Genomic DNA, 22099 nt, shown 5'->3' with positions numbered 1-22099 from the left:
CGACAGAGACCGGGCTGTCGCGTTCGAGCAGGTTGACGCCCCACAGATAGGCCGCACTCAAGCCCCCGATCGCTGCGTTCGGCGGCAGGGTGAGGGCGACCGCGTCACACCACATCCGGTGGTCGTCCTCCCGGTAGGCGCTGGCGTGCAGGTAGATGTCGGGCAGCAATCGGCGCCAGGCGGGCCCGCGGAGCATGCTCCTGGTCAGCAACCCGGCAGCGATGGCGCGACTGCCGGAGAACGTGAGGAACGCCAACTCTCGGGGTACCTGGGGTGCGCGGGGCATCCGGACAGCTTGCCGTCACCCGGCAGTCACCCGCTGCCCCGAACGAAGGCCCGTATGTACGACAAGAAGCCACCGTTGCGGGGTAGCGGTGCACGAACTCGGGCGGTCAGGCGGCGTCAGGCGGCGATCAGAAGATCAGGCGGCATCGAGTACGGCGAAGGCTCGTACGGGGAAGGTGCCCATTCCCTCGACCAGGGGCGGTGCGGCGGTGAATCGGAAGCCGTCCGGCGGCAACTGACCCAACCCGCGTAGATGCTCGACGATCGGGATGCCGGCAGCCAACAGGGCGCTGTGCGCCGGTCGGGTCCCAGCCGCCGCCGGGCCCATGTCGTCGATGTTGATCGAGTCGATGCCGACCAGCGCCGCACCTGTCTCGACCAGCCACTGCGCGCCGTCCCCGGTCAGGTACGGGTGCTCTGGCGCGCCGTACCGGTCGGTCCCGAAGTGCTCGTCCCACCCGGTGTGCAGCAGCACCGCCCGCCCGGCCACCTCGTACGGGGCGAGCATCAGCCGGTCGACGGCACGTGTTCCGGCTGGCACCCGTACGACGATGCCGGGCAGGTCGGCGAGGCGGTCCAGCGGCACCCCGGCCAGGTCGGACTGCCCCGCCCAGCGGTGTGCGGGCGTGTCCAGGTAGGTGCCGGTGTTGGCGATCATGTCGATTCGGCCGATCTGGAACTCGGTTCCCGGCGCGTACCGCTCGCGGGAGTCCGCCCAGCTCATCCAGTCGGTGATCCGGGGTGCCGGGAAGCCCGACAGGGTGACCATCCCGTCCCGGATGACGTGACTCAACTCGACCATGCGACGAGCCCCGACACTGGGTGAGGCAGTCACGCCCCGGCCACCCTTGTGTGCCTCCTGGATGATCGTCTTGTTGCTGATCCGTACCTCGGCCACCATCAGCAGCCCGAGGTGCCGGACGAGGAGCGCCGCCAACTCGTCGTCACCGATCGCTGCGCCCGGAATGTCCAGCCGGAAGCCCTCCGTACGCAGTCCGCCGCCATTGACGAAGTCGACCTCCGCGTCGAACTGCGCCCGCCACTGAAGCGATCCCATCGGTGCCGGTTCCACGTGTTCTGTCACACGGGCAAGCATGCCCGCATGATCGTCGTACGGCGATAGGGTGGAAAGGTTCACCTTCCCCGCTCTGCCCGGTCGGCTCACCCCCGTACGGGCCGGAGGCGGGGTGATTGTCGTGCGTATGCAGAGGTTGTGATCGATGACGACGCTCGCCGGTCTGCTCCACGCGGCCCTCGGTGATTCCGGGCTGGCCCGTACCCGTGACTTCGCCCGCAAGGAGCGGGGCGACGCGCTCGACCTGACCGCCCCGGCGTCACTGCGGCCGTTCATCGTGGCCGCCGTGGCGGCCGACACGGCCCAGGGCGGTGCCGGTCGCCCGGTGCTGGCCGTCACCGCCACCAGCCGCGAGGCCGACGACCTGGCCAGCGCGCTGGGTAGCCTGCTCCCGGCCGGCCAGGTCGCCGTGTACCCGTCCTGGGAGACACTGCCGCACGAGCGGCTCTCCCCCCGCTCGGACACGGTGGGCCGGCGGCTGGCCGTACTGCGCCGACTGGCGCACCCGGAGATCGAGGAGAGCGGCGGGCCGCTGCGGGTGGTCGTCGCCCCGGTCCGTTCGGTGTTGCAACCGCAGCTCAAGGGACTGGGCGACCTGGAACCGGTCCAACTGGCCGTGGGGGCCGAGGCGGAACTGGAGACGATCGCCCGGCGGCTGACCGACCTGGCGTACGCCCGGGTGGACCTGGTCACCAAGCGCGGTGAGTACGCGGTGCGCGGCGGCATCCTCGACGTCTTCCCGCCCACCGACGAGCACCCGTCCCGGGTCGAGTTCTGGGGCGACGAGGTGGAGGAGATCCGTACCTTCGCCGTCGCCGACCAGCGCACCATCGAGGCAGTGCCCCGGCTCTGGGCCCCGCCGTGTCGGGAACTGCTGCTCACCGCAGACGTGCGGGACAAGGCCGCCGCCCTGGCCGAACAGCATCCCGAGCTGGCCGAGATCCTGGACAAGCTGGCCGAGGGCATCCCGGTGGAGGGGATGGAGTCGCTGGCCCCGGTGCTGATCGGGCCGGACTCGCTGGAACTGCTGCCCAACTGTATGCCAGCGGGCACCCACGTACTGCTCTGTGACCCGGAGCGGATCCGCACCCGGGCGCACGACCTGGTCCGTACCTCGGAGGAGTTTCTCCAGGCCAGCTGGGCCGCGGCCGCTGTCGGCGGCCAGGCCCCGATCGACCTTGGCGCCGCCGCCTTCAAGACCCTGGCCGAGGTACGCGCCACCGCGAGTCGACTCGGCCAGCCCTGGTGGTCGGTGTCCCCGTTCGGCCTGGTCGGGGCGGAAGCGACCACCACGGTTGCGCCCTGGGAGGACGAGCCAGCTCAGGTCAGCGTCACCCCGGACGAGACGATCCCGGTCACCCTGACCGCCCAGCCGACGCCGCTCTACCACGGCGAAACCAGCCGGGTGGTCGAGGACCTGAAGCGGTGGACCGGGGACGGTTGGGCGGTGGCCCTGGTCTTCGAGGGGCACGGTCCGGCGCAGCGCGCGGCCGAGGTGCTGCGCGACGCCGGGCTCGGCGTATCGAGGGCCGAGACGATTCCGACCGCGCCGAAACCCGGCGAGCTGATCATCACCTGCGGCTCGCTGAACCACGGCTTCTTCGACGAGGCGTCCCGGTTCGCCGTCGTCACCGGCAACGACATCACCGGTGGGCGCGGCTCGACCACCCGGGACATGCGCAAGATGCCCAGCCGGCGACGCAACACCATCGACCCGCTGGAGTTGAAGACCGGCGACCACGTGGTGCACGAGCAGCACGGCATCGGCCGGTACGTGGAGATGGTGCAGCGCAAGGTCAACGGCGCGGACCGGGAGTACCTGGTCATCGAGTACGCCGCCTCGAAGCGCGGGCAGCCCGGCGACCGCCTCTTCGTACCGACCGACCAGCTCGACCAGCTTTCCCGGTACGTCGGGGGCGAGGCCCCGACCCTGCACAAGATGGGCGGCTCCGACTGGCAGAAGGCCAAGGCCCGGGCCCGCAAGGCGGTCAAGGAGATCGCCGCCCAGCTCATTCAGCTCTACGCCGCCCGTAAGGCGTCCCAGGGGCACGCGTTCGGCCCGGACACCCCCTGGCAGCGGGAACTGGAGGACGCCTTTCCGTATACCGAGACGCCGGACCAGCTCGCGGCGATCGAGGAGGTCAAGCGGGACATGGAGCAGTCCACCCCGATGGACCGGCTGATCTGCGGCGACGTCGGCTACGGCAAGACCGAGATCGCGGTACGGGCGGCGTTCAAGGCGGTGCAGGACGGCAAGCAGGTGGCGGTGCTGGTGCCGACCACCCTGCTGGCGCAGCAGCACTACAACACGTTCACCGAGCGGATGGGCCAGTTCCCGATAAGCATCCGGCAGCTGTCCCGGTTCCAGACGCCGAAGGAGGCCGAGCTGGCCCTGGAGGCGGCGGCCAACGGCACCGCCGACATCGTGATCGGCACCCACCGGCTGCTCCAGTCGGCCACCCGGTTCAAGTCCCTCGGCATGGTCATCGTCGACGAGGAGCAGCGCTTCGGCGTCGAGCACAAGGAACACCTGAAGAGCCTGCGTACGGCGGTCGACGTGCTCACCATGTCGGCCACCCCGATCCCGCGCACCCTGGAGATGGCGATCACCGGTATCCGGGAGATGTCCACCATCGCCACCCCGCCCGAGGAACGGCATCCGGTGCTGACTTCCGTCGGGGCGTACGACGACAAGCAGGTGGCGGCGGCGATCCACCGGGAGCTGCTGCGCGACGGTCAGGTGTTCTACCTGCACAACCGGGTCGAGTCGATCGACCGGGCGGCCCGGCGGATCCGGGAACTGGTGCCCGAGGCGCGGGTGGCGGTGGCGCACGGCCAGATGGGCGAGGACGCCCTGGAGAAGGTGATGGTCGGCTTCTGGGAGAAGGAGTACGACGTACTGGTCTCCACCACGATCGTGGAGTCCGGCATCGACATCCCGAACGCCAACACGCTGATCGTGGAGCGGGCCGACCTGCTTGGCCTGTCCCAGTTGCACCAGATCCGGGGTCGGGTCGGCCGGGGCCGGGAGCGGGCGTACGCGTACTTCCTCTACCCGCCGGAGAAGCCGCTGACCGAGCACGCGCACGAGCGGCTGGCCACCATCGCCCAGCACACCGAGCTGGGCGCGGGCATGTACGTCGCCATGAAGGACCTGGAGATCCGGGGCGCGGGCAACCTGCTCGGCGGCGAGCAGTCCGGGCACATCGAGGGGGTCGGCTTCGACCTCTATGTACGGATGGTCGGCGAGGCGGTGCAGGCGTTCAAGGGCGAGCGGCCGGAGGAGGAGGTCGACGTCAAGATCGACCTGCCGGTGGACGCGCACCTGCCGCACGACTACGTCGGCGTCGAACGGCTGCGCCTGGAGATGTACCGCAAGCTCGCCGAGGCCCGCGACGAGAACCGGCTCCGCGAGGTGGTCGCCGAGATGACCGACCGGTACGGCACCCCACCCGAGCCGGTGCAGAACCTGGTCGCGGTGGCCCGGTTCCGCCTACTCGCCCGCCGGTACGGCCTCAGCGACGTCTCCGTGCAGGGCAAGCACCTGCGCTTCTCGCCGTTGGCGCTGCCCGACTCCAAGCAGCTACGGCTCAAGCGTTACCACCCGGACTCGGTCTACAAGCAGGCCACCGACCAGGTGAGCGTGCCCCGGCCGAGCACCCGCCGGATCGGTGGCGAGCCACTGCGCGACCAGGCGTTGCTGGACTGGTGTGCCCAACTACTCTCCGATGTTCTCGGTGACCCGGTACCCACCGGAACTCCCGGTGCGTGAGAGAGTGGCGGCCATGCAGCGTGCTCGTCGTCTCGTCGCCGTCGTTACGGTGGCCGCCCTCGGGGTCATCGGCCTCGGTGCCTGTGCCCGGTCCGCCCCCACCGTCGCCGCCTACGTCGGTGACACCAAGTATTCGATGGACCGGGTCGACGCCATCTATACCGACGCCGACCAGCAGTTCCAGACAGCGGTACGGGAGCAGTTCGCCCAGCGGGGCGAGACGCCGCCGGCGCGGATCGAGCCGCCGATCAGCCGCCAGAACGTGGTGGACCTGTTGGTGAGCCTCGAACTCGGCAAGCAGGTCGTGGCCGAGAAGCACATCCGGGTCACCGACGACACCAACACCGAGACGGCGGCGCGGGTGCTGCGGCTGCCGGCGGGCAGCGAGTACGTCCGCCTCTGGGCCGAGTGGATCGACATCTTCATCGGGCTGCAGGAGCAGTTGCCGGCGGCGCAACTCACCGACGACGCGATCATGGACGTCTACCGGGCGCTGGTCAAGGCCGAGGCGATCGACCCGGGGCTCTCCGTCGCCCAGGTGCGGCAGGCGTTCGGAGACGCCGAGTTCGTTGCGGGGGCCATCGCCACCCGGGACGCCCTGGCGCAGCGGGCCAACACGACCGACACCACCATGAACCCGCGGTTCAGCCCGGTGAACGTGCCCGCCTTCCTCACTCTGCGCAACGGAACGGTGAGCTACGCCCTGCCCTACGTCGACTCGGCCGCCCCGGTGACGGATCTGGCCGATCAGTCGTGACGACCGCTCGGGTCGTACTGCTGGTCACCTCGCCCCGGCTGCCGGCCGGTCTGCTCACGGCGGCGGCCTGGGACGTCGTACGCGCCAATCCGGTATTCGCCGGGGCGGAGAGCGAGACGACCACGGCCGTGCGCATGGCGGGCGCCGAGGTGACCGTGCTCGGCGACGGGCCCCGGAACGAGACGGATGCTCGGCCGGTCGAGACGGATGCTCGGCCGGTGGAAGCGTTGCTGGCCGCCGCTGCCGAGCATGGCACGGCGGTGTGGCTGGCCGGCCCGTCCGGCGACGAGACCCTGGCCCGGGAGTTGGGGCTGCGGCTGGCCCGTGAACCGGGACTGGCCGAACTGGAGCTGATGTACGGATCCTGGGATCCGCCCGGTGCCCGGCTGCTCGACGCGGTCGCGGTGATGGACCGGCTGCTGTCGCCCGGCGGTGACCCGTGGAAGCGGGAACAGACGCACGCCACGCTCGCCCGGTTCCTGCTGGAGGAGTGCTACGAGGCGTACGACGCGATCGGAGCCGGCGACCTCGCCGCGCTCCGCGAGGAGCTGGGCGACGTGTTGTTGCAGGTGGTGTTGCACGCCCGGATGGCCGAGGAACTGCCCGAGGACGAACGCTGGTCCATCGACGACGTGGCCGGTGGCCTGGTCGACAAGATGGTCCGACGCAACCCGCACGTCTTCGCCGGGGCGCAGGCCGGCACGGTGGAGGAGATCACCGCCAGCTGGGAAGCGATCAAGAAGGCGGAGAAGGCGCGGGATTCGGTGCTGGACGGCATCGCGCTCAGCCAGCCCGGGTTGGCGCTCACCGAGAAGATCCTGGAACGGGCGGCGCGGGCCGGCCTCGACGTACCGCAGCCCGAGGCGACGGACGCCGAGACCCGGCTCGGGGCGAGCCTGCTGGCGATCGTGGCGCAGTCCCGGGCTGCCGGGCTGGACGCCGAGGCGGCCCTGCGCCGAGCCGCCCTGGCCTACGCCGACGCCGTACGCGCCGCCGAAAGTTCTGCCGAAAGTTCTGCCGTACGCGCCGCCGAGCGCACCGACGAACGCGAAGTGTCGGACAACGTGTCGGGGTCCGACCTGGTGTGATCGGGCATGGCACGGCATCGATATCGCTGGTATCAATGCCGTATGGCATCGACGTATCGCACCAAGGATGGCCACAGTGTCCGGGTCGGGGATCAGGTCTGGGCGCAGAACGGTACGGGACCCTTCATCATCACCAAACCCGCTGGTCTGATGCCCGGCTGGGTGTTGCTGGTCAATCCCGGTGACGATGACGACCAGCGACTCCATGCGCCCGAGGACATCGGGATCTACTACCACCTGGTCCGGCCTGTGCAGTCCTGGGAACGCTGAGATCGGGCTGATCGATGGGAGAGCGGCGCAGGCGTATCACGTGATCGCGGCAGGCTGGGGCGTTCGTCCTGCGGCGGCAGGCTGAGGGGTTCCAGGTGGAGTCGATTCGGGGACACCGGCGGTCTCAGCCACGTCGGCGGGTGATGATCACACCCGCGAGGCAGATCGCGCCGCCGACGACGGTGCTGAGGGTGGGCACCTCGCTCAGCAGCACCCAGGACATGAGCACCGTGATCACGGTGGCGAGATAGCCGACGGTGCCGATCTGCCCGGCCGGCACGTACCGCATCGCATAGGCGTAGGTGGTGAAGGCGATGGCGGTCGAGAAGATTCCGAGGTAGACGGTACCGAGGAGCGCGGCGGGGGACGCGTTTGGCACCTGGTCGACAAGCGCCGGGGTGAAGGGCAGGAGAGCGATCGTACCGGCCAGGCAGCCCAGCCAGGTGGCCCGCAATCCGTCCACGTCCCGCAGGATGAGCTTCTGTAGCAGCACCGAGGCGGCGTAGAGCACCGCCGCGAGCAGCGCCATGGTCAGGCCCCAGGCGTCGCCACCGGTGGCACCCATGCCGATGGACATCAGCACCACGCCTCCGAAGGCGACCACACAGCCGACGATGACCGGAGCGGGAAAGCCCTCCTTCAGGAAGACGCCGGCGCCGAGTGCGATGAGGACCGGAGCGACGTTGACGAGCATCGCGGCGGTTCCCGCGTCGATGCTTCGCTCCGCCGAGTTGAGTGCCACGTTGTAGGCGGCGAACCACATGACCCCGTAGGCGGCGACGAGGGGCAGCACCCGTCGGGGCAGACGCCGAAGGCCACCAGCACGCAGGGCCAGTGGCGTGAGCACGAGTGCGGCCACGGCGATCCGTGCCAGTGCCATCGGGCCGGGGGAGAGGTCCGTGCCGGCGGCGCGGATGACGACGAACGCCGAGCCCCACAGCAGGGCTGTGACGCCGGCCGCAATCAGTGCCAGTCGTGGTATCGCCGGAGCCGGCGAGGGGGTGAGTGGGGCGGTGGAGGTCGAGCTGAATGTCACGACAGTCATCGTGGCGAGCTGCGCCAGTAAGGACAAGTGATGATTTATGTATAACTGTTAAGTCGCACTGTATTGTCATCGTCATGGTCGACCTCCACCGCCTTCGCGTCCTGCGTTCGGTTGTCGCTACCGAATCGGTCAACCGTGCCGCGGCGACCCTGGGATACAGCCCTTCCGCGATCAGCCAGCACCTGACTGCGCTGCAACGCGAGACGGGGTTGCGCCTGGTGGAGCGGCAGGGGCGGGGCATTACGATCACCGCGGCAGGCCGGGCGCTGGCGGCCGAGGCCGAACGGGTGCTGGACTTTGTGGGCGGCATCGATTCACTCGTCGCGGACCTGCGCTCCGGGCGGGTGGGCAGCCTCTCCATCGGCTACTTCGCCAGCGCGGGTACGACCTGGCTCCCCGCAGTTGTCGGCGCGCTGGTCAAGGAGTATCCCGATCTCCGGTTGGATCTGCGGCTCAACGACATCGGCGGGAGCGGCACCGCGACAGCGGACGTCGAGGTCGTCGTCGGCGGAAGGCCCGACCGGGCATTCGAGGGTTACCGGCTCCGGCATCTGCTCGACGACCCGTACGTCGCGGTGCTTCCCGCGAGCCACGAAGCGGCCGGCGCGGCAACGCTTTCCCTGGGCCGCCTCGCCACAGAGCGGTGGGTCGACAGCGATCCGCATGCGGGGTACTGCCGCCAGGCCATGCTCGACGCCTGCGCGGAAGCGGGATTCGTGCCCCAGTTCCGCGTCGAGGCACCTGACTACGCCACCGCGATCACCTTCGTCGCCGCCGGGGTAGGCGTCACCGTCCTTCCCGCGCTGGCCGTGGGGGCGCTACCCGCCGGGGTGGTGACCATTCCGCTCGTCGAGCCGACGCCGGTGCGCCGCATCCTGGTGGGGGTGAGCGCGGCCATGGAGCGACACCCCACCGCGCAGCGCACTGTCGAGCTGCTCCGCGCCCAGGTAAACGGGAAAAGCGCACCGACGTGCGATGACTGATAGGCGGCGGCGATACGGCCGCCGGCCCTGGCACCCATGAGTGCCAGGGCCGGCCGCGTTGCGGGTCTCCGGTTACCTGCCTGCGGGTTTCCGGCTGCCTACCTGCGGGTCAGCGGGGGTAGACCTCGAAATCCCAGAGAGAGAAGCCGTACGAGGTGCCGCGGGTCAGCCCGGTCATCCGGACATAGCGGGCGGTAGTCGGGGTGAAGGAGAGGGTGTCCTTGCCGCCGTCGCCGGTCGTGGTGGACCAGACCGTACGCCAGGTGCTGCCGTCGGTGGAGACTTCGATGCGGTACGACCGACCGTACGCGGCCTCCCAGTTGAGCGTCACCCGCCCCACCTGCTGCGCCGAGCCCAGGTCGACCCGAAGCGACTGGTTGTCCGAAGAGGAGCTGGACCAGCGAGTGCTGGGGTTGCCGTCGACCGCCCGCCCGGCCGGGTACAGCAGTTGGCTGCTGGTCGCGGTCACCGGTCGTCCGGCGGCCAGGTCCGGCGTGCTGCTGCCGCGCCGGGCGGGGAAGGAGACGACCTGCTGGTAGGTCGGCCGGTTCTGCCAGGCGGTCACCGGGTGGGTGATCCCGCCCAGCGGCGACTGGACGATGCCGTCGGCGCACCACTGGTCGCCGGCGGCACAGTAGCTGTCGCCGGGGTAGACGGTGGCGGCTGGCTGGGCGACTGCGGTGGCAAGGGTCTCCAGCAGCATCTGCCGACAGGTACCGAGGGACCCGTTGCCGCAGTAGGTGCGCCCCAGGCCACCAGCGACCGGCTCGCCGAGCACCGCCCGTAGGTCCTTGTGGACGTAGCCCCACCAGCCGTACTGGAAGGAGGAGCCCTTGTGGGTCTGGGTGCCGTTGGCCGAGCCCGGCAGACCGGAGTCGTCGCCGGTCTGATGCCCGGAGGGGGACTCGTTGATCTGGATGGTGTCGACGAGCGCCTGGTAGAGCTCGTCCCCGAGCGCGGCCTTGAACTGGCCCCGGACCAGCAGCGGCCACCAGGCGTCGAAGACGCGGATCGCCTCGGCGTGCCGGTACGCCTTGCTGCCCTTGGCGGTCTCCACCCGCAGTGCGCCGTCGGCACGCCAGGCACGGAGCTTGGTCACCGCGTCGGCGAGCGTCGGGTCGGTGATCGCCTGCTGCTGCACCACACGCAGCAGTACGTCGAGCACCTTGATCCCACGTAGGTCGGTCAGCCCGGCCTGCTCCACCAGACTGGTCAGGCTGGCCCGGTCGAACTTCTGCCCGGCCGCGAGCGCCTCGCGGATCGGTGCGTCGAGCAGGTCGCCCCGGTGCACCGCGCCAAAACTGAAGTTGCCGTCGGCGGCACCGAAGTCCGCGGCCTGCTTGTTGTTCCAGGAGACGTAGTAGTCCTGGTTGACCGAGTAGGGGTGGGCGGCGAGCGGCGCGTACTCCGCTGTGGTGGTCGCCGGGTCGTAGCCCCGCCACTCGTACGCGGGTTCGGCCTTCATCGGCAGGTTTGGATTGGATCCGCTGCCGCGGACGGGGTTGAGGCCGGAGGTGAAGAAGGCCGACTCGTCGGCGTTGACGTAGAACCAGTTGAAGGCGTAACCCACGTTCGCCGCCGAGTTTCGAAAGGCGGCGGCGTCGGCCATCGCGGCGGGGTCGTTGAACATCTGGAAGCCGATCGCCGAGTCGGCCTCGTGCCGGTAGGTGGAGCGCAGCCGGGTAAAGGCGTACGGCTGACCGTCGACTGTGCCACGCCAGGCGACCAGCCCGAGCGCGGTGCGCCAGGCGATCATCTTGTACGACCCGGCCGGTGTGGAGTCGGCGGTGGTGGGCGTCCAACTGTTGGTGTGGGAGAGCTCCTCCATGGCGAGGCACTGGCCTCGGTAGAGGTAGTGGTTGCTGCTCAGGGTCGGGGCGCTGCCGTCAGGGCTGCAGAGGCGCACCGCGTACGTGTCGGTGATGTCGTGGGTGGAGGAGGTGGCGCTCCAGGCGTAGTCCTGGCCTCGGCCGAGTAGCACGTAGAGGTTGACACCGGCGAAGGCGGCACCGCGGGCACTGATGCCGGGGCCCTGTAGTTCCTGCACCATCAGTAGTTGCGGGGCGAAGTAGCCGGTCTGCGGGCCGAAGACCGCCACCGGGTTACCACTGGTGGTGTGCGCGCCGGAGACCACGGCCGCGTTGGACATGCCCCGTGCGGCCGAGCCGATGGTCAGTCCGCTCAGCGCGGCGGCCAGTTCCGACGAACCGGTGGCGGTGCTGTTCTGGGCCGATCCGGTCTGATTGGTCACCACCGGCTCCGCCACGGGGGATCCGGCGTCGGGCAGGACCACGCTCGGTGCGTTCGGGGCGGCGGCACCGTACGGGAAGCTTTGCCCGTCGTGCAGGGTGAGCACGGTCTCGGGGTCGTTCTCGGACCGGAAGGCGGTCCAGATCCGGTCGCCCTCGGTGTTGCCGTACTTGGCCCGCGCGGCGATGCGGACCAGCGCTGATTCCATCTCGTGGCCGCCGCCACCGCCGAAGAGACCACCGACGACTCCGGCGACGGCGATCAGGTCGGTCATGGTGAAGGGTTCCGGCCCGCCGGCGTTGGTGATGGCGTCCAGGTGACCGGTGAGGACGTATTCGCCGGGGCAGTCTCGGTCGGCCATGCACGTGGCGATGTAGGCGTTGATGCCGGCGATGTAGCTCGCCACGTCCTGGTAGAGCTGCTCGCCCCGGCTGCCCTTGCTGCGCATCGCGGTGACCTGCGCCTGCAGGTCGGCCTCAGCGTAGGGGGAGTTGCGCCAGACGCTCTGCTCCAGCGCACGGTTGCCGGGGGCGCCGCCGGCGAAGGGGGTGAGGGTGCCGCGTCCGACGTGCCGGAGCAGGTCCATGGTGAAGAGGCGGTCCTCGGCCCCGGCGTAGCCGGCACCGAACATGGTGCCGGATCGGGTGGTGCCGGTGATGTGCGGGATGCCGGCTGCCTTGTCGCGGACGATCGTCACGTCGGAGCGGGGGGAGTAGCTCCGCTCCACCTGGTTGGCCGGTACGCCGAAGGAGGCGTCGGAGAAGAAGGTGCTGATCTGGTCCTCGCGCAGCCCGGCGTAGCCATAGACGAGGTTGGCGTACTTGTCGAGCTGGTCACGGGAGTGGGCCGGCAGGGTTCCGACCGTCTGGTGCAGCAGGATGCCGGCGAGTGTGGCGTTGCCGTTTTGGCCGGGCGGCAGGATGTCGGCGCATTCACCGAGGCAGTAGTCCTGGGGGGTGAAGGCGGCGGCGGCCGGCTGCGGGGCGGGCAGGACGGCGATCGCCATGGCACCGGTCACTGCTGCTGCGGTGGTGGCGCCGAGCAGGCGGCGGGGTCCTCGGTGACGGGAACCGTGACGGCGTGATCCGGGTGGACCGGATTGGAGCCGGTGCAGGCCGAGCCGGTGCAGGCCGAGGCGGTGCAGGAGCTGATGGCGTCGGGACATGGGGATCCTCACAAGGGCAGTGGGGCCATACCTGAAAAACATTCAGTTCAGGCACGGTAACAAGGTATTCACGCATGTGAAATAGTGTTTGCGTGTACGCAGTCGCGAGGAGAGTCGAGTCGGGTTCGAGGACCCGGACCGCCGGGCTCGGACGCTGGCTGCGCTGATCCACTAGATTTGGGGACATGCCACCCTTTGTGCCCGTTGCGGAGCAGATCGTCGATGCGATCCTGGCCAGTGACCCCGTACTGGCCAGCGAGTCCGGTGACCACCGGTTCGACGACCGGCTACCGGACCTCTCCGCCGACGCGGTCGCCGCCGACACCGCGATGCTGCGGGACGCCGCCAACGCCCTGTCCGAAGTAGACGTGGATGCGCTCGACGTGCCGGAGCAGGTCGACCACGCGGTACTGACCGCACTGGTGGACCGGCACCTCTTCGAGCTGACCGAGGTGCGCGACCACGAGTGGGACCCGCTGCGGCACAACCCGGGAGCGCTGCTGCACGCGCTGCTGGCCCGGCCGTTCGCCCCGGCGGACGTACGCCTGGCGAGCCTGACCGGCCGGCTGGCCGCCGTACCGGATGCGTTGGCGACCGCGCGTGCGACGTTGCGCGACATGCCGCGGATCCATGCCGAGACGGCGGTCGGGCAGTTCGCCGGTACGGCGGGGCTGATCCGCAGCGAGCTGCCCGCCCTGCTGGCCGAGGCGCCCGCACTGCGCGGCGAGGTCGAGCCGGCGGCCCGGGCGGCGGTCGGGGCGCTGGAGGAGTTCACCGAATGGCTGCGCGCCGGTCTGCGTGCCGACGAGGGGCCGGGCCGGGATCCTCGACTGGGCCGGCGGCTCTGGGAGGCCCGGCTCTGGCACACCCTGGACACCGAACTCTCCGCCGCGCAGGTGCTGGACCGGGCCCGGAACGCCCTGGACCGCACCGCCGAGGAACTGCGCGCCTCCGCTGCCGAGCTGGTCGGTGGTCCCGCGACCGACGAGACGGTACGGCAGGCGCTGGACCGGCTGGCCGCCGAGCACCCGACCGACGCGACGATCGTGGCGCTGGCCGAGCGGACCCTCACCGAGGCCACCGACTTCGTCCGGGCCCACGATTTCGTGTCGATCCCGGACGACCCGTGTGTGATCGCCGAGATGCCGGAGTTCGCCCGGGGCGTGGCGGTGGCCTACTGCGACCCGCCCGGGCCGCTGGAGACCGCCTCGGTGCCGACCTTCTACTGCATCGCGCCCACCCCGGCCGACTGGTCGCCCCAGCAGGTGGAGTCGTTCTACCGGGAGTACAACAACCACCTGATCCGCAACCTGACCGTGCACGAAGCGATGCCCGGCCATTTCCTGCAACTGGCCCACTCTCGTCGTTACCGGGGCACCACCCGGGTCCGGTCGCTCGGCTGGTCCGGCCCGTTCGTCGAGGGCTGGGCGGTGTACGCCGAGGAGGCCCTGGCCGAGCTTGGCTTCGGTGGGCTGCCGGTCCGCATCCAGCAGCTGAAGATGCGGCTGCGGATGGGCATCAACGCGGTCCTGGACCAGATGGTGCACTGCGAGGAGCTGCCCGAGGCGGAGGCGATGGCACTGATGACCGGGCGCGGCTTCCAGGAGGAGGGCGAGGCGGCCGGCAAGTGGCGGCGGGCACTGCTCACCTCGACGCAGCTGTCGACGTACTTCGTCGGCTACACCGAGGTCGCCGAGGTCGCGGCGCTACGCCCGGCGGGCACCACCGCCCGGCAGTGGCACGACGCGATGCTCGCCCACGGCTCCCCGCCGCCCCGGCACCTGCGCACCCTGCTCGGGGTGTGAGGTTAGGAAGGGCCCCTTCCAAGGCAAAATCCGATAAGAAGGGGCCCTTCCTAACCTCAGCCCTTCGTGGTGCGCTGGTCGACGACGGCAGCGCCGCTGGGCAGGTCGAAGGCGGTGCCGTCGGCCACCTCGGTCCGGTAGCGGCTCAGTGCCATGTCGACCTGCCGACCGTCCAGGGTTCCGGTGAACCGGCCCAAGGCTCCTTCGGTGGTGACGCAGGCGTCGAAGCTGGGCGCCTCCGGATTGCTGCCGCCGGAGACCTGTACGCAGGTGGCGGGCCGGCCGGCGATGGTGGTGTCGGTCTGTTCGACGACCACGTCCGGGTCGAGCGCGGCGGTGGCGAGCAGGCCGATCACCACTGGTGGCGTGACCAGCCCATGTCGCTTGGCGCTGGCGAAGACGGTGACCGAGGGTTTGTTGAGCTGCGTCGGCGGAGCCAGGAGCACACAGCTCGGCTTTGCGTCACCGATCTCGCATTCGGTGGTCGCCTCGGCGCTGACCGTCAACTTGCCACCCGGGTAGGTGTACGCCGCGCGGGGTGGCTCTTGGGTCTGCACGATCGAGGCGCTCTCACCTCCGGACAGCTGATAGTCCGCCGCGTAGGTCAACTCTCCGGCGTTGTCCAGCCGGGCGGCGAGATCGTTGATCAGGTCGGCGCGGCCGATCACTCGACTGCCGTCCTCGATGGCCTGGCAGCCAGAGAGCAACAGTGCGGCGAGGATCGATCCCGTGAGCAGGCGGAGCGGGGTCGAAGCGGCGGGCATGACCGCTAGCCTTGTCGATCAGCCCGAGTAGGCGCAAACCGGTTGCCGATTGATGCCGGGAGAATCCGGGTATGTCGGGCGATGACCGTTGCGGGCGCGAGGCGTCGACCACAGCGGGCACCAGGCGTCGACCACAGCGGGCACCAGGCGTTGGCGGTTAGGGGCACCACCGGAGGCAACGCCCGTCACACCAGTCCCGCCCGATACGCTGCTTTACGACGTGCCTCAGCCGCATCGTCGCGGCCCGGACCGGACTGGATTGAAACCACTAACGAGGAGCGACACAGTGGCCACCATCGAGGGAATTGTCGCCCGGGAGATTCTCGACTCGCGAGGCAACCCGACCGTCGAGGTCGAGATCGGGCTGGACGACGGCACGATCGCCCGCGCCGCAGTGCCGTCCGGCGCCTCCACCGGCGCCTTCGAGGCAGTCGAGTTGCGCGACGGCGATGCCGACCGCTACCAGGGCAAGGGCGTGGAGAAGGCGGTCGCCAACATCGAGGACCGCATCGTCGACGAGATCATCGGCTACGAGGCCAGCGAGCAGCGGCTGATCGACCAGCGGATGCTGGACATCGACGGCACCGCCGACAAGTCCGGCCTCGGCGCGAACGCCATCCTGGGCGTGTCGCTGGCGGTGGCCAAGGCGGCGGCCAAGAGCGCCGAGCTGAGCCTCTTCCGCTACCTGGGCGGCCCCAACGCGCACCTGCTGCCGGTGCCGATGATGAACATCCTCAACGGTGGGGCGCACGCCGACTCCAACGTCGACATCCAGGAGTTCATGATCGCGCCGATCGGCGCGCCGACGTTCCGTGAGGCGCTGCGCTCGGGCACCGAGGTCTACCACGCACTCAAGTCGGTGCTGAAGAAGAAGGGCCTCGGCACCGGTCTGGGCGACGAGGGCGGCTTCGCCCCCGACCTGCCGACCAACTCCGCCGCGCTGGACCTGATCGCCGAGGCGGTCGAGAAGGCCGGCTACCGGCTCGGCACCGACATCGTCTTCGCGCTCGACGTGGCCGCCACCGAGTTCTTCGAGAACGGCAGCTACACGTTCGAGGGCAGCAGCAAGTCGGCCGACGAGATGACGGCCTACTACCACAAGCTGATCGACGCGTACCCGATCGTCTCGATCGAGGACCCGCTCTCCGAGGACGACTGGAGTGGCTGGGCGACCCTCACCGCGTCCATCGGGGACCGGATCCAGATCGTCGGCGACGACCTGTTCGTCACCAACCCGCAGCGCATCGCCCGGGGCATCGCGGAGAACGCGGCCAACGCCGTACTGGTGAAGGTCAACCAGATCGGTTCGTTGACCGAGACCTTCGACGCGGTCGACCTGGCCCACCGCGCCAACTTCCGGTGCATGATGAGCCACCGCTCCGGCGAGACCGAGGACACCACCATCGCCGACTTGGCGGTGGCGATGGGCTGCGGCCAGATCAAGACCGGTGCCCCGGCCCGGTCCGAGCGGGTCGCCAAGTACAACCAGCTCCTGCGCATCGAGGAAGAGTTGGCCGACGCGGCCCGGTACGCCGGCGCGGGTGCCTTCCCGCGCTACCGTTCCGCCTGACGCCGTCAACCAGCTAGATCCGGACCCGTCGAAAACCACAACGGGTATGGGTGAGTCAGCTAGATCCGGACCCGTCGAAAACCACAACGGGTATGGGTGAGTCAGCTAGATCCGGACCCGTCGAAAACCACAACGGGTCCTTCGGGGGAGGGTGCGCCGACGATGAACCAGCGCCGCACACCGGGCGGTCAGCGACCGGCCCGCCGACCTGGCCAGCCCGGCCGGGGCGGCGGGGCTCGGTCCGTCCGGACGTCCCGGGACACCGGGGTACGCGCCGAGGTGCGCGGCGCTTCGTCCCGCGCTTCCAGCACCGGCCGGGGCGGTGATACGTCCCGGTCGGTCAACCGTCCTGCGGTGGCCCGTCGGGTCACCGCCTCGGGCGGGACGAAGCGGACGTCGGCCCCCTACCCCCGGCGGATCACCGGCCGGATGACCGTGCTGGCGGCCGTACTGATCGCGTTGGCGCTCGCCTACACCTATCCGGTGCGGGTCTACCTCAACCAGGAGGCGGACATCGCCCGGCTGGAGGCGGCGGAGAAGGCGCAGCGCACCCGCATCGACGAGTTGTCGGAGAAGGCTGCCCTGTGGCGCAACGACGACTTCGTCAAGATCCAGGCAAAGTCCCGGTTCTACATGGTCGAGCCGGGGGAGAAGCCGCTCGTGGTGCTCTTCGACCCGGAGGGGGCCGCCCGGGACGCGGGAGTCGACCCGGAGGCGTGGCGTAAACCCGCCCCCGATCCCTGGTACGGCACCCTCTGGTCGAGTATCGAGGCTGCCAACGAAAGGCCAACTCAGTGACTGTCGTACCACCAGACCGGTCGGCGGCGGACCGCGTACCCCCGCCGGTGCGGGAGCCCGCCACGGAGCGTGACCTGGCGGCGGTGGCCGCCCAGCTCGGGCGTCCGCCGCGTGGCACCCAGGCGGTGGCCCACCGGTGCCCGTGCGGGCTGCCCGACGTGGTGGAGACCACCCCTCGGCTGGCGGACGGTACGCCGTTCCCGACCCTGTTCTACCTCACCTGTCCCCGGGCGACTGCCGCGTGCAGTCGGTTGGAGTCGGCGGGGGTGATGAAGGAGATGGCCGAGCGGCTGGCCGCCGATCCGGAGCTGGCCGCCCGTTACCGGGCCGCCCACGAGGACTACCTGACCCGGCGGGCCGCCGTCGGCGCGGTACCGGAGATCGAGGGCATCTCGGCCGGTGGCATGCCCGGCCGGGTGAAGTGCCTGCACGTACACCTCGGGCACGCCTTGGCAGCCGGGCCGGGGGTCAACCCGTTCGGCGACGAGACGCTCGACCTGGTGGAACCGTGGTGGGTCGACGGCCCCTGCGTGGCAGTGCCGGAGCAGCAACCGCCGGCCGGGTCTGGCCAGCCGCCCGCTGATTCCGGTCGGGTCGCTGAATGACCGACGCCGAGATCGTCGTTCGGCGGGCCCGGACCGGTGACGTCCGGGGCATCCGCGAGCTGATCGACATGTACAGCTCGGGACGACGGCTGCTCAGCAAGGCCACAGTCACGCTCTACGAGCACGTGCAGGAGTTCTGGGTGGCGGTCCGGCCCGACGGCATGGTGGTCGGCTGCGGCGCACTGCACATCATGTGGGAGGACCTGGCCGAGATCCGGACCGTCGCGGTGCACCCCGACTGCCGGGGCATGAAGCTCGGCCAGCGGATCGTGTCCGAGTTGCTCACCGTGGCCCGGGAGTTGGGCGTCTCGCGGGTCTTCGTACTCACCTTCGAGACCCGGTTCTTCGGCTCCTTCGGGTTCGTCGAGATCGACGGGGCACCCGTGCCGCAGCCCGTCTACGAGCAGCTGCTGCGCTCGTACGACGAGGGTGTCGCCGAGTTCCTCGGCCTGGAACGGGTCAAGCCCAACACCCTGGGCAACACCCGGATGCTGCTGCGGCTCTGACTGGCTGCTGTCGGCTCTGATTGCCCGCCGCCGCTGGCGGGTGGCTGCCGTACTAGGGTTGCCGCCGTGACGAGGAGAGTAGCGGCGATCGACTGCGGGACCAATTCGATCCGCCTACTGGTGGCCGATTTGCCCGACCTGAGTGCCGACCCGAGCACCCCACTGGTCGACCAGGCTCGTCGGATGGAGATCGTCCGGCTCGGCCAGGGTGTCGACAAGACGGGCCGGCTCGCACCGGAGGCGATCGAACGTACCCGGGTGGCGTTGGCCGACTACGCGGCCGAGATCAAGTCGCTGGGCGCGGATTGGGTACGCATGTGCGCCACCTCCGCCTCCCGGGATGCCGAGAACGCCGACGAGTTCCGGGCGATGGTGCAGGACACCCTCGGCGTCGAGCCCGAGGTGGTCACCGGCGACGAGGAGGCGCGGCTCTCCTTCACCGGCGCGGTACGGGGCCTGCCCACCGACGCCGAGGCACCGTTCCTGGTGGTCGACATCGGCGGTGGGTCCACCGAGTTCGTGGTCGGCTCCGGCGAGGTGGACGCGGCGATATCGGTCGACATCGGCTGCGTCCGGATGACCGAGCGGCACCTGCACGACGATCCGCCGACCGCCGAGCAGATCGCGGCGGCGGAGGCGGACATCACCACCGCCGTAGACCGGGCGTTGGCGGCGGTGCCGGGACGCGAGGCGGCCACCCTGGTCGGGCTGGCCGGGTCGGTCACCACCGTGGTGGCGATCGCTCAGGGGCTCACGTCGTACGACCCGGAGCGGATCCACCATGCCCGCGTCTCGTACGACGAGGTGGCCCGGGTGACCAGCGACCTGCTCGCCATGTCGGCGGCGCAGCGGCTGGAGATCCCGGTGATGCACCCCGGCCGGGCCGATGTGATCGGCGCGGGTGCGTTGGTGCTTCGGGTGATCATGGAACGGGCCGGGATGACCTCGGTGGTGGCCAGCGAACACGACATCCTCGACGGCATCGCCTGGAGCCTCCAGGCCGTTCCAGAGGAGCGCGAAGGGATCGGGCAGTTCTTCGCCCATTTGGGCGACCGGTTCGTTGAGTTGTTCCGCGGACTGCCCGACTGATCTCAGCCGGCAGCCTGGCAAGGGGACCTGGCCGTCCCGTAGACAAGAGAACCCCCGGTCTGTCCCTCAGGGCAGAGCGGGGGTCCGTCGTTTTGTAGGGCGTTTGGCTGCTGGGCTAGTTAGCAGCCTTGGTCCGGTTGACGAATGCACCCCAGGCGGCCGGGGTGAAGGTCAGGGCGCCACCATTACGGTCCTTGGTGTCGCGGACCAGGACGACGCCGGGCAGGTTGTCGGCGACCTCGACACAGTTACCGTCGACACTGCTGCGGCTGCTCTTGCGCCACGCTGCGCCAGTCAAGTTACGCATCAACGCTCTCCTTGATGATCATTGCTATCAGGTCGTCCGACTCATCTGGACTGAGCGTCAGCGTGTCGAGCGTTTGCCACGCTCTATCGTATGCCGCGACCTCGTCCGGACGGTCCAGGTAGAGGCCGCCGGTCAGGCTCTCGCCATAGACCGTTGTCGACTCCTCCCGGCCGTTGGCCGCAGGGAATTCCAGGATGACGAACGCGCCGGCAACCAACGCCCAGTACGGCCCGACGGACAGCGGCAGCACCCGCACGCTGAGCCCCTTGCGGCGGACGTTGACCAAATGTGCTAGCTGAGCCAGCCAGCCGTCGTGATCTTCGATGGGACTGCGGAGGACAGTTTCAGAGACGATGATGTCGAGAATCGGCGCTGCTGGTCGCTTTCGAGTAAGTAGCTTCTGTCGTTCCGTCCGGAGGGCGACCTTCTGCGACACCTCGGCTTCGGTGATGCCGGGCTTGGTGCGGAACAGGGCAGCGGCGTACGCCGGCGTCTGCAACAGCCCAGGGATCAGCGCCGGCTCGTACGAGCGAATCGCCGACGCCGCGGCCTCCAACCCCACGTACAGCTCAAACCATGATGGGATGACGGCTCCGTACGCGTGCCACCAGCCGCGCGCCTTGGACTCTTTGGCCAAGCTGACCAACACATCTCGCAGATCGTCGGTGACTTCGTAGAGGGTGCACATTTGTTTCACGTCCAGGCTTCGGACTGAAACCTGTCCGCCCTCGATCCGGTACATCCGCGCTCTCGACCATTCGAGTTCGCTTGCGGCGGCCTCAATGCTGATCTGTGCTGCTTCTCGGGCCTGCCTGAGGTACCTGCCCAGCTGACGGCGAGGCACTGATGATCCACTATCGGCCATGCGCGCTCCAGTCTCAGATTCACGTTTATGTACGCGCCAATCGATACGTTCCTACCGCTCACCATGGCTCAGTGTCAATTCTTTCCTGCAAATCTCGCTGGTTTCTGTTGCGTCAATAGATACACGCCGGAAAACTCGGACCGGCGGGGCTGCGGATCGGCAAGTCCGCGACGAAGATCGTTTGCTACGGCGGCCACCGGCCATATTTTCAAGATTCACGCAGTGGTCGAGCCCTGCCCGCAGACACCGGAACTGGAGGGACCTATGTACAGCGGAGATTACGAACCCGTACCGGCAACCCGGCCCAAACCGGCTCCAGCCGACGACCCAGCTCCCGAGGCGTCAGCCGACACCGATGCCCTTGGCGAGGAGGAGACCCCCGCGCAGAAGCCGAAACGGCGTACGCCGAATCGAAGGTCGATCTGATGTGGAGATGGTTCCGTTCCTTCCGGCGTCCCCTCACCCGGTCGACCCTCGCCCTGACGCCACCCGCAACAGAACCGATCGTGCTCGGCCACTCCTGGAACGAGCCCACCGTTCCCCTGCGGCGCATCAACCGGCTGCGAGCCCAACGGTGCCGGCGCAGCGGGGGGCAAAGGTGACCGATGACCTCGTTGCCGCCACCGGATTCATCCCGGCGGGAACCCGCCTCTACCTCAGGTCTGAGGACTGGTATCACCCCAACGGAAAAGAGGACACCTACTGTCGTGACGTCGTGGTCTTGGCAGCCCACACCAACACGGCCACAGCCACGGACATTTCGGTTTGGGTTGTTGGACACGAACTGGAGTGCACGCGGGAGGATGTCGACATACACCCTCCGTGCGTCGAGTTGAGGGTGAAGCGGGAGGCGATAGCCCGTGCGATCAATGCGGGCCCTCAGCCGTGATCGACCTGCTTATCTGCTTGTTCCGCGTAGCTCGTCTCGCCATCACCGCGATCATCGGCTGCTTTGGTTGGGTGCCGGAGCGCTGCTGATGGATTTGGCGACAGCATGACCGTTCCCAAGCCGGGCGACGTGCTGCGCATCGCCCGACGGTCAAGCGCGCAGTTCACGGTGCCGTTCCTATTCCGAGTCATCCGAGTGCACGATTGGCCTA

16 protein-coding genes and 2 pseudogenes are annotated in these 22099 nt (G+C 69.2%); 11 read left to right on the top strand and 7 right to left on the bottom strand.

Going from position 1 to position 22099, the window contains the following annotated elements; all coding sequences use genetic code 11:
• Positions 1-421 precede the first annotated feature (421 nt).
• On the bottom strand, positions 422-1342 hold the full coding sequence (locus ACWDV4_RS10885) for a cyclase family protein (protein ID WP_449976735.1): 921 nt from the start codon (positions 1340-1342) through the stop codon (positions 422-424).
• A gap of 163 nt (positions 1343-1505) precedes the next feature.
• On the opposite strand from ACWDV4_RS10885, the gene mfd reads away from it, so the two are divergent.
• From mfd to ACWDV4_RS10865, 4 genes and pseudogenes are all read left to right on the top strand, one after another.
• Complete coding sequence (gene mfd / locus ACWDV4_RS10880) at positions 1506-5132, top strand: transcription-repair coupling factor (protein ID WP_449976688.1); 3627 nt, start codon at positions 1506-1508, stop codon at positions 5130-5132.
• Complete coding sequence (locus ACWDV4_RS10875) at positions 5125-5889, top strand: hypothetical protein (RefSeq protein ID WP_449976685.1); 765 nt, start codon at positions 5125-5127, stop codon at positions 5887-5889. Before mfd ends, ACWDV4_RS10875 begins: the two co-directional genes overlap by 8 nt.
• A pseudogene (locus ACWDV4_RS10870) lies at positions 5886-6902 on the top strand (nucleoside triphosphate pyrophosphohydrolase); the annotation flags it as partial. The gene ACWDV4_RS10875 and the pseudogene ACWDV4_RS10870, both read left to right, overlap by 4 nt.
• Before the next feature lie 117 nt (positions 6903-7019).
• Positions 7020-7247 (top strand): hypothetical protein, encoded by a 228-nt coding sequence (locus tag ACWDV4_RS10865; protein ID WP_449976684.1) that lies wholly within the window; start codon positions 7020-7022, stop codon positions 7245-7247.
• A 124-nt stretch (positions 7248-7371) separates the two neighbouring features.
• Here the strand turns inward: ACWDV4_RS10865 and ACWDV4_RS10860 are convergent, their stop codons facing one another.
• Positions 7372-8283: a DMT family transporter gene (locus tag ACWDV4_RS10860; RefSeq protein WP_449976682.1), complete on the bottom strand. Its 912-nt coding sequence runs from the start codon at positions 8281-8283 to the stop codon at positions 7372-7374.
• Between the two features lie 83 nt (positions 8284-8366).
• Here ACWDV4_RS10860 and ACWDV4_RS10855 point away from each other — a divergent pair, with 83 nt between their 5' ends.
• On the top strand, positions 8367-9275 hold the full coding sequence (locus ACWDV4_RS10855) for a LysR substrate-binding domain-containing protein (RefSeq protein WP_449976681.1): 909 nt from the start codon (positions 8367-8369) through the stop codon (positions 9273-9275).
• A gap of 109 nt (positions 9276-9384) precedes the next feature.
• Here the strand turns inward: ACWDV4_RS10855 and ACWDV4_RS10850 are convergent, their stop codons facing one another.
• Positions 9385-12531: a penicillin acylase family protein gene (locus ACWDV4_RS10850; protein WP_449976733.1), complete on the bottom strand. Its 3147-nt coding sequence runs from the start codon at positions 12529-12531 to the stop codon at positions 9385-9387.
• Positions 12532-12875: 344 nt separating this feature from the next.
• Here ACWDV4_RS10850 and ACWDV4_RS10845 point away from each other — a divergent pair, with 344 nt between their 5' ends.
• Positions 12876-14495: a DUF885 domain-containing protein gene (locus ACWDV4_RS10845; protein WP_449976679.1), complete on the top strand. Its 1620-nt coding sequence runs from the start codon at positions 12876-12878 to the stop codon at positions 14493-14495.
• A gap of 56 nt (positions 14496-14551) precedes the next feature.
• Here the strand turns inward: ACWDV4_RS10845 and ACWDV4_RS10840 are convergent, their stop codons facing one another.
• Complete coding sequence (locus ACWDV4_RS10840) at positions 14552-15259, bottom strand: hypothetical protein (RefSeq protein WP_449976678.1); 708 nt, start codon at positions 15257-15259, stop codon at positions 14552-14554.
• A 286-nt stretch (positions 15260-15545) separates the two neighbouring features.
• On the opposite strand from ACWDV4_RS10840, the gene eno reads away from it, so the two are divergent.
• From eno to ACWDV4_RS10815, 5 genes and pseudogenes are all read left to right on the top strand, one after another.
• A complete protein-coding gene (eno, locus tag ACWDV4_RS10835; protein WP_449976675.1) occupies positions 15546-16829 on the top strand; it encodes a phosphopyruvate hydratase in 1284 nt (427 codons plus the stop codon).
• 162 nt (positions 16830-16991) lie between these two features.
• Positions 16992-17627 carry a septum formation initiator family protein gene (locus ACWDV4_RS10830; protein WP_449976673.1) on the top strand — a complete coding sequence of 212 codons (636 nt, stop codon included), beginning with the start codon at positions 16992-16994 and terminating at the stop codon, positions 17625-17627.
• Positions 17624-18232, top strand: coding sequence for a DUF501 domain-containing protein (locus tag ACWDV4_RS10825; protein ID WP_449976671.1), 609 nt, complete (start codon positions 17624-17626; stop codon positions 18230-18232). The genes ACWDV4_RS10830 and ACWDV4_RS10825 overlap by 4 nt, the downstream gene beginning before the upstream one ends.
• Positions 18229-18738: an amino-acid N-acetyltransferase gene (locus ACWDV4_RS10820; protein WP_449976668.1), complete on the top strand. Its 510-nt coding sequence runs from the start codon at positions 18229-18231 to the stop codon at positions 18736-18738. Before ACWDV4_RS10825 ends, ACWDV4_RS10820 begins: the two co-directional genes overlap by 4 nt.
• 66 nt (positions 18739-18804) lie before the next feature.
• Positions 18805-19737, top strand: a pseudogene (locus ACWDV4_RS10815) (Ppx/GppA phosphatase family protein); the annotation flags it as partial.
• 205 nt (positions 19738-19942) lie between these two features.
• On the opposite strand, the gene ACWDV4_RS10810 reads toward ACWDV4_RS10815, so the two are convergent.
• The 3 genes from ACWDV4_RS10810 to ACWDV4_RS10800 all read right to left on the bottom strand — a co-directional run bounded on the left by ACWDV4_RS10810 (position 19943) and on the right by ACWDV4_RS10800 (position 22028).
• Positions 19943-20134 carry a DUF397 domain-containing protein gene (locus tag ACWDV4_RS10810; protein WP_449976666.1) on the bottom strand — a complete coding sequence of 64 codons (192 nt, stop codon included), beginning with the start codon at positions 20132-20134 and terminating at the stop codon, positions 19943-19945.
• A complete protein-coding gene (locus tag ACWDV4_RS10805) occupies positions 20127-20999 on the bottom strand; it encodes a helix-turn-helix domain-containing protein (RefSeq protein ID WP_449976663.1) in 873 nt (290 codons plus the stop codon). Before ACWDV4_RS10805 ends, ACWDV4_RS10810 begins: the two co-directional genes overlap by 8 nt.
• 879 nt (positions 21000-21878) lie before the next feature.
• Positions 21879-22028: a hypothetical protein gene (locus tag ACWDV4_RS10800; protein ID WP_449976662.1), complete on the bottom strand. Its 150-nt coding sequence runs from the start codon at positions 22026-22028 to the stop codon at positions 21879-21881.
• Positions 22029-22099: the final 71 nt, after the last annotated feature.

This window comes from Micromonospora sp. NPDC003197, assembly GCF_053590565.1.
This window is presented reverse-complemented; position numbering and strand designations above follow the sequence as displayed.

Bases quoted from the DNA above. Each gene is read 5' to 3' on its own strand.
- ACWDV4_RS10840 (WP_449976678.1), bottom strand. From the start codon at position 15,259: ATGCCCGCCGCTTCGACCCCGCTCCGCCTGCTCACGGGATCGATCCTC.
- ACWDV4_RS10850 (WP_449976733.1), bottom strand. From the start codon at position 12,531: ATGGCGATCGCCGTCCTGCCCGCCCCGCAGCCGGCCGCCGCCGCCTTC.
- ACWDV4_RS10820 (WP_449976668.1), top strand. From the start codon at position 18,229: ATGACCGACGCCGAGATCGTCGTTCGGCGGGCCCGGACCGGTGACGTC.
- ACWDV4_RS10800 (WP_449976662.1), bottom strand. From the start codon at position 22,028: ATGCGCAGCACGTCGCCCGGCTTGGGAACGGTCATGCTGTCGCCAAAT.
- ACWDV4_RS10855 (WP_449976681.1), top strand. From the start codon at position 8,367: ATGGTCGACCTCCACCGCCTTCGCGTCCTGCGTTCGGTTGTCGCTACC.
- ACWDV4_RS10810 (WP_449976666.1), bottom strand. From the start codon at position 20,134: ATGCGTAACTTGACTGGCGCAGCGTGGCGCAAGAGCAGCCGCAGCAGT.
- ACWDV4_RS10845 (WP_449976679.1), top strand. From the start codon at position 12,876: ATGCCACCCTTTGTGCCCGTTGCGGAGCAGATCGTCGATGCGATCCTG.
- ACWDV4_RS10805 (WP_449976663.1), bottom strand. From the start codon at position 20,999: ATGGCCGATAGTGGATCATCAGTGCCTCGCCGTCAGCTGGGCAGGTAC.
- ACWDV4_RS10865 (WP_449976684.1), top strand. From the start codon at position 7,020: ATGGCATCGACGTATCGCACCAAGGATGGCCACAGTGTCCGGGTCGGG.
- ACWDV4_RS10830 (WP_449976673.1), top strand. From the start codon at position 16,992: ATGAACCAGCGCCGCACACCGGGCGGTCAGCGACCGGCCCGCCGACCT.
- ACWDV4_RS10885 (WP_449976735.1), bottom strand. From the start codon at position 1,342: ATGGGATCGCTTCAGTGGCGGGCGCAGTTCGACGCGGAGGTCGACTTC.
- mfd (WP_449976688.1), top strand. From the start codon at position 1,506: ATGACGACGCTCGCCGGTCTGCTCCACGCGGCCCTCGGTGATTCCGGG.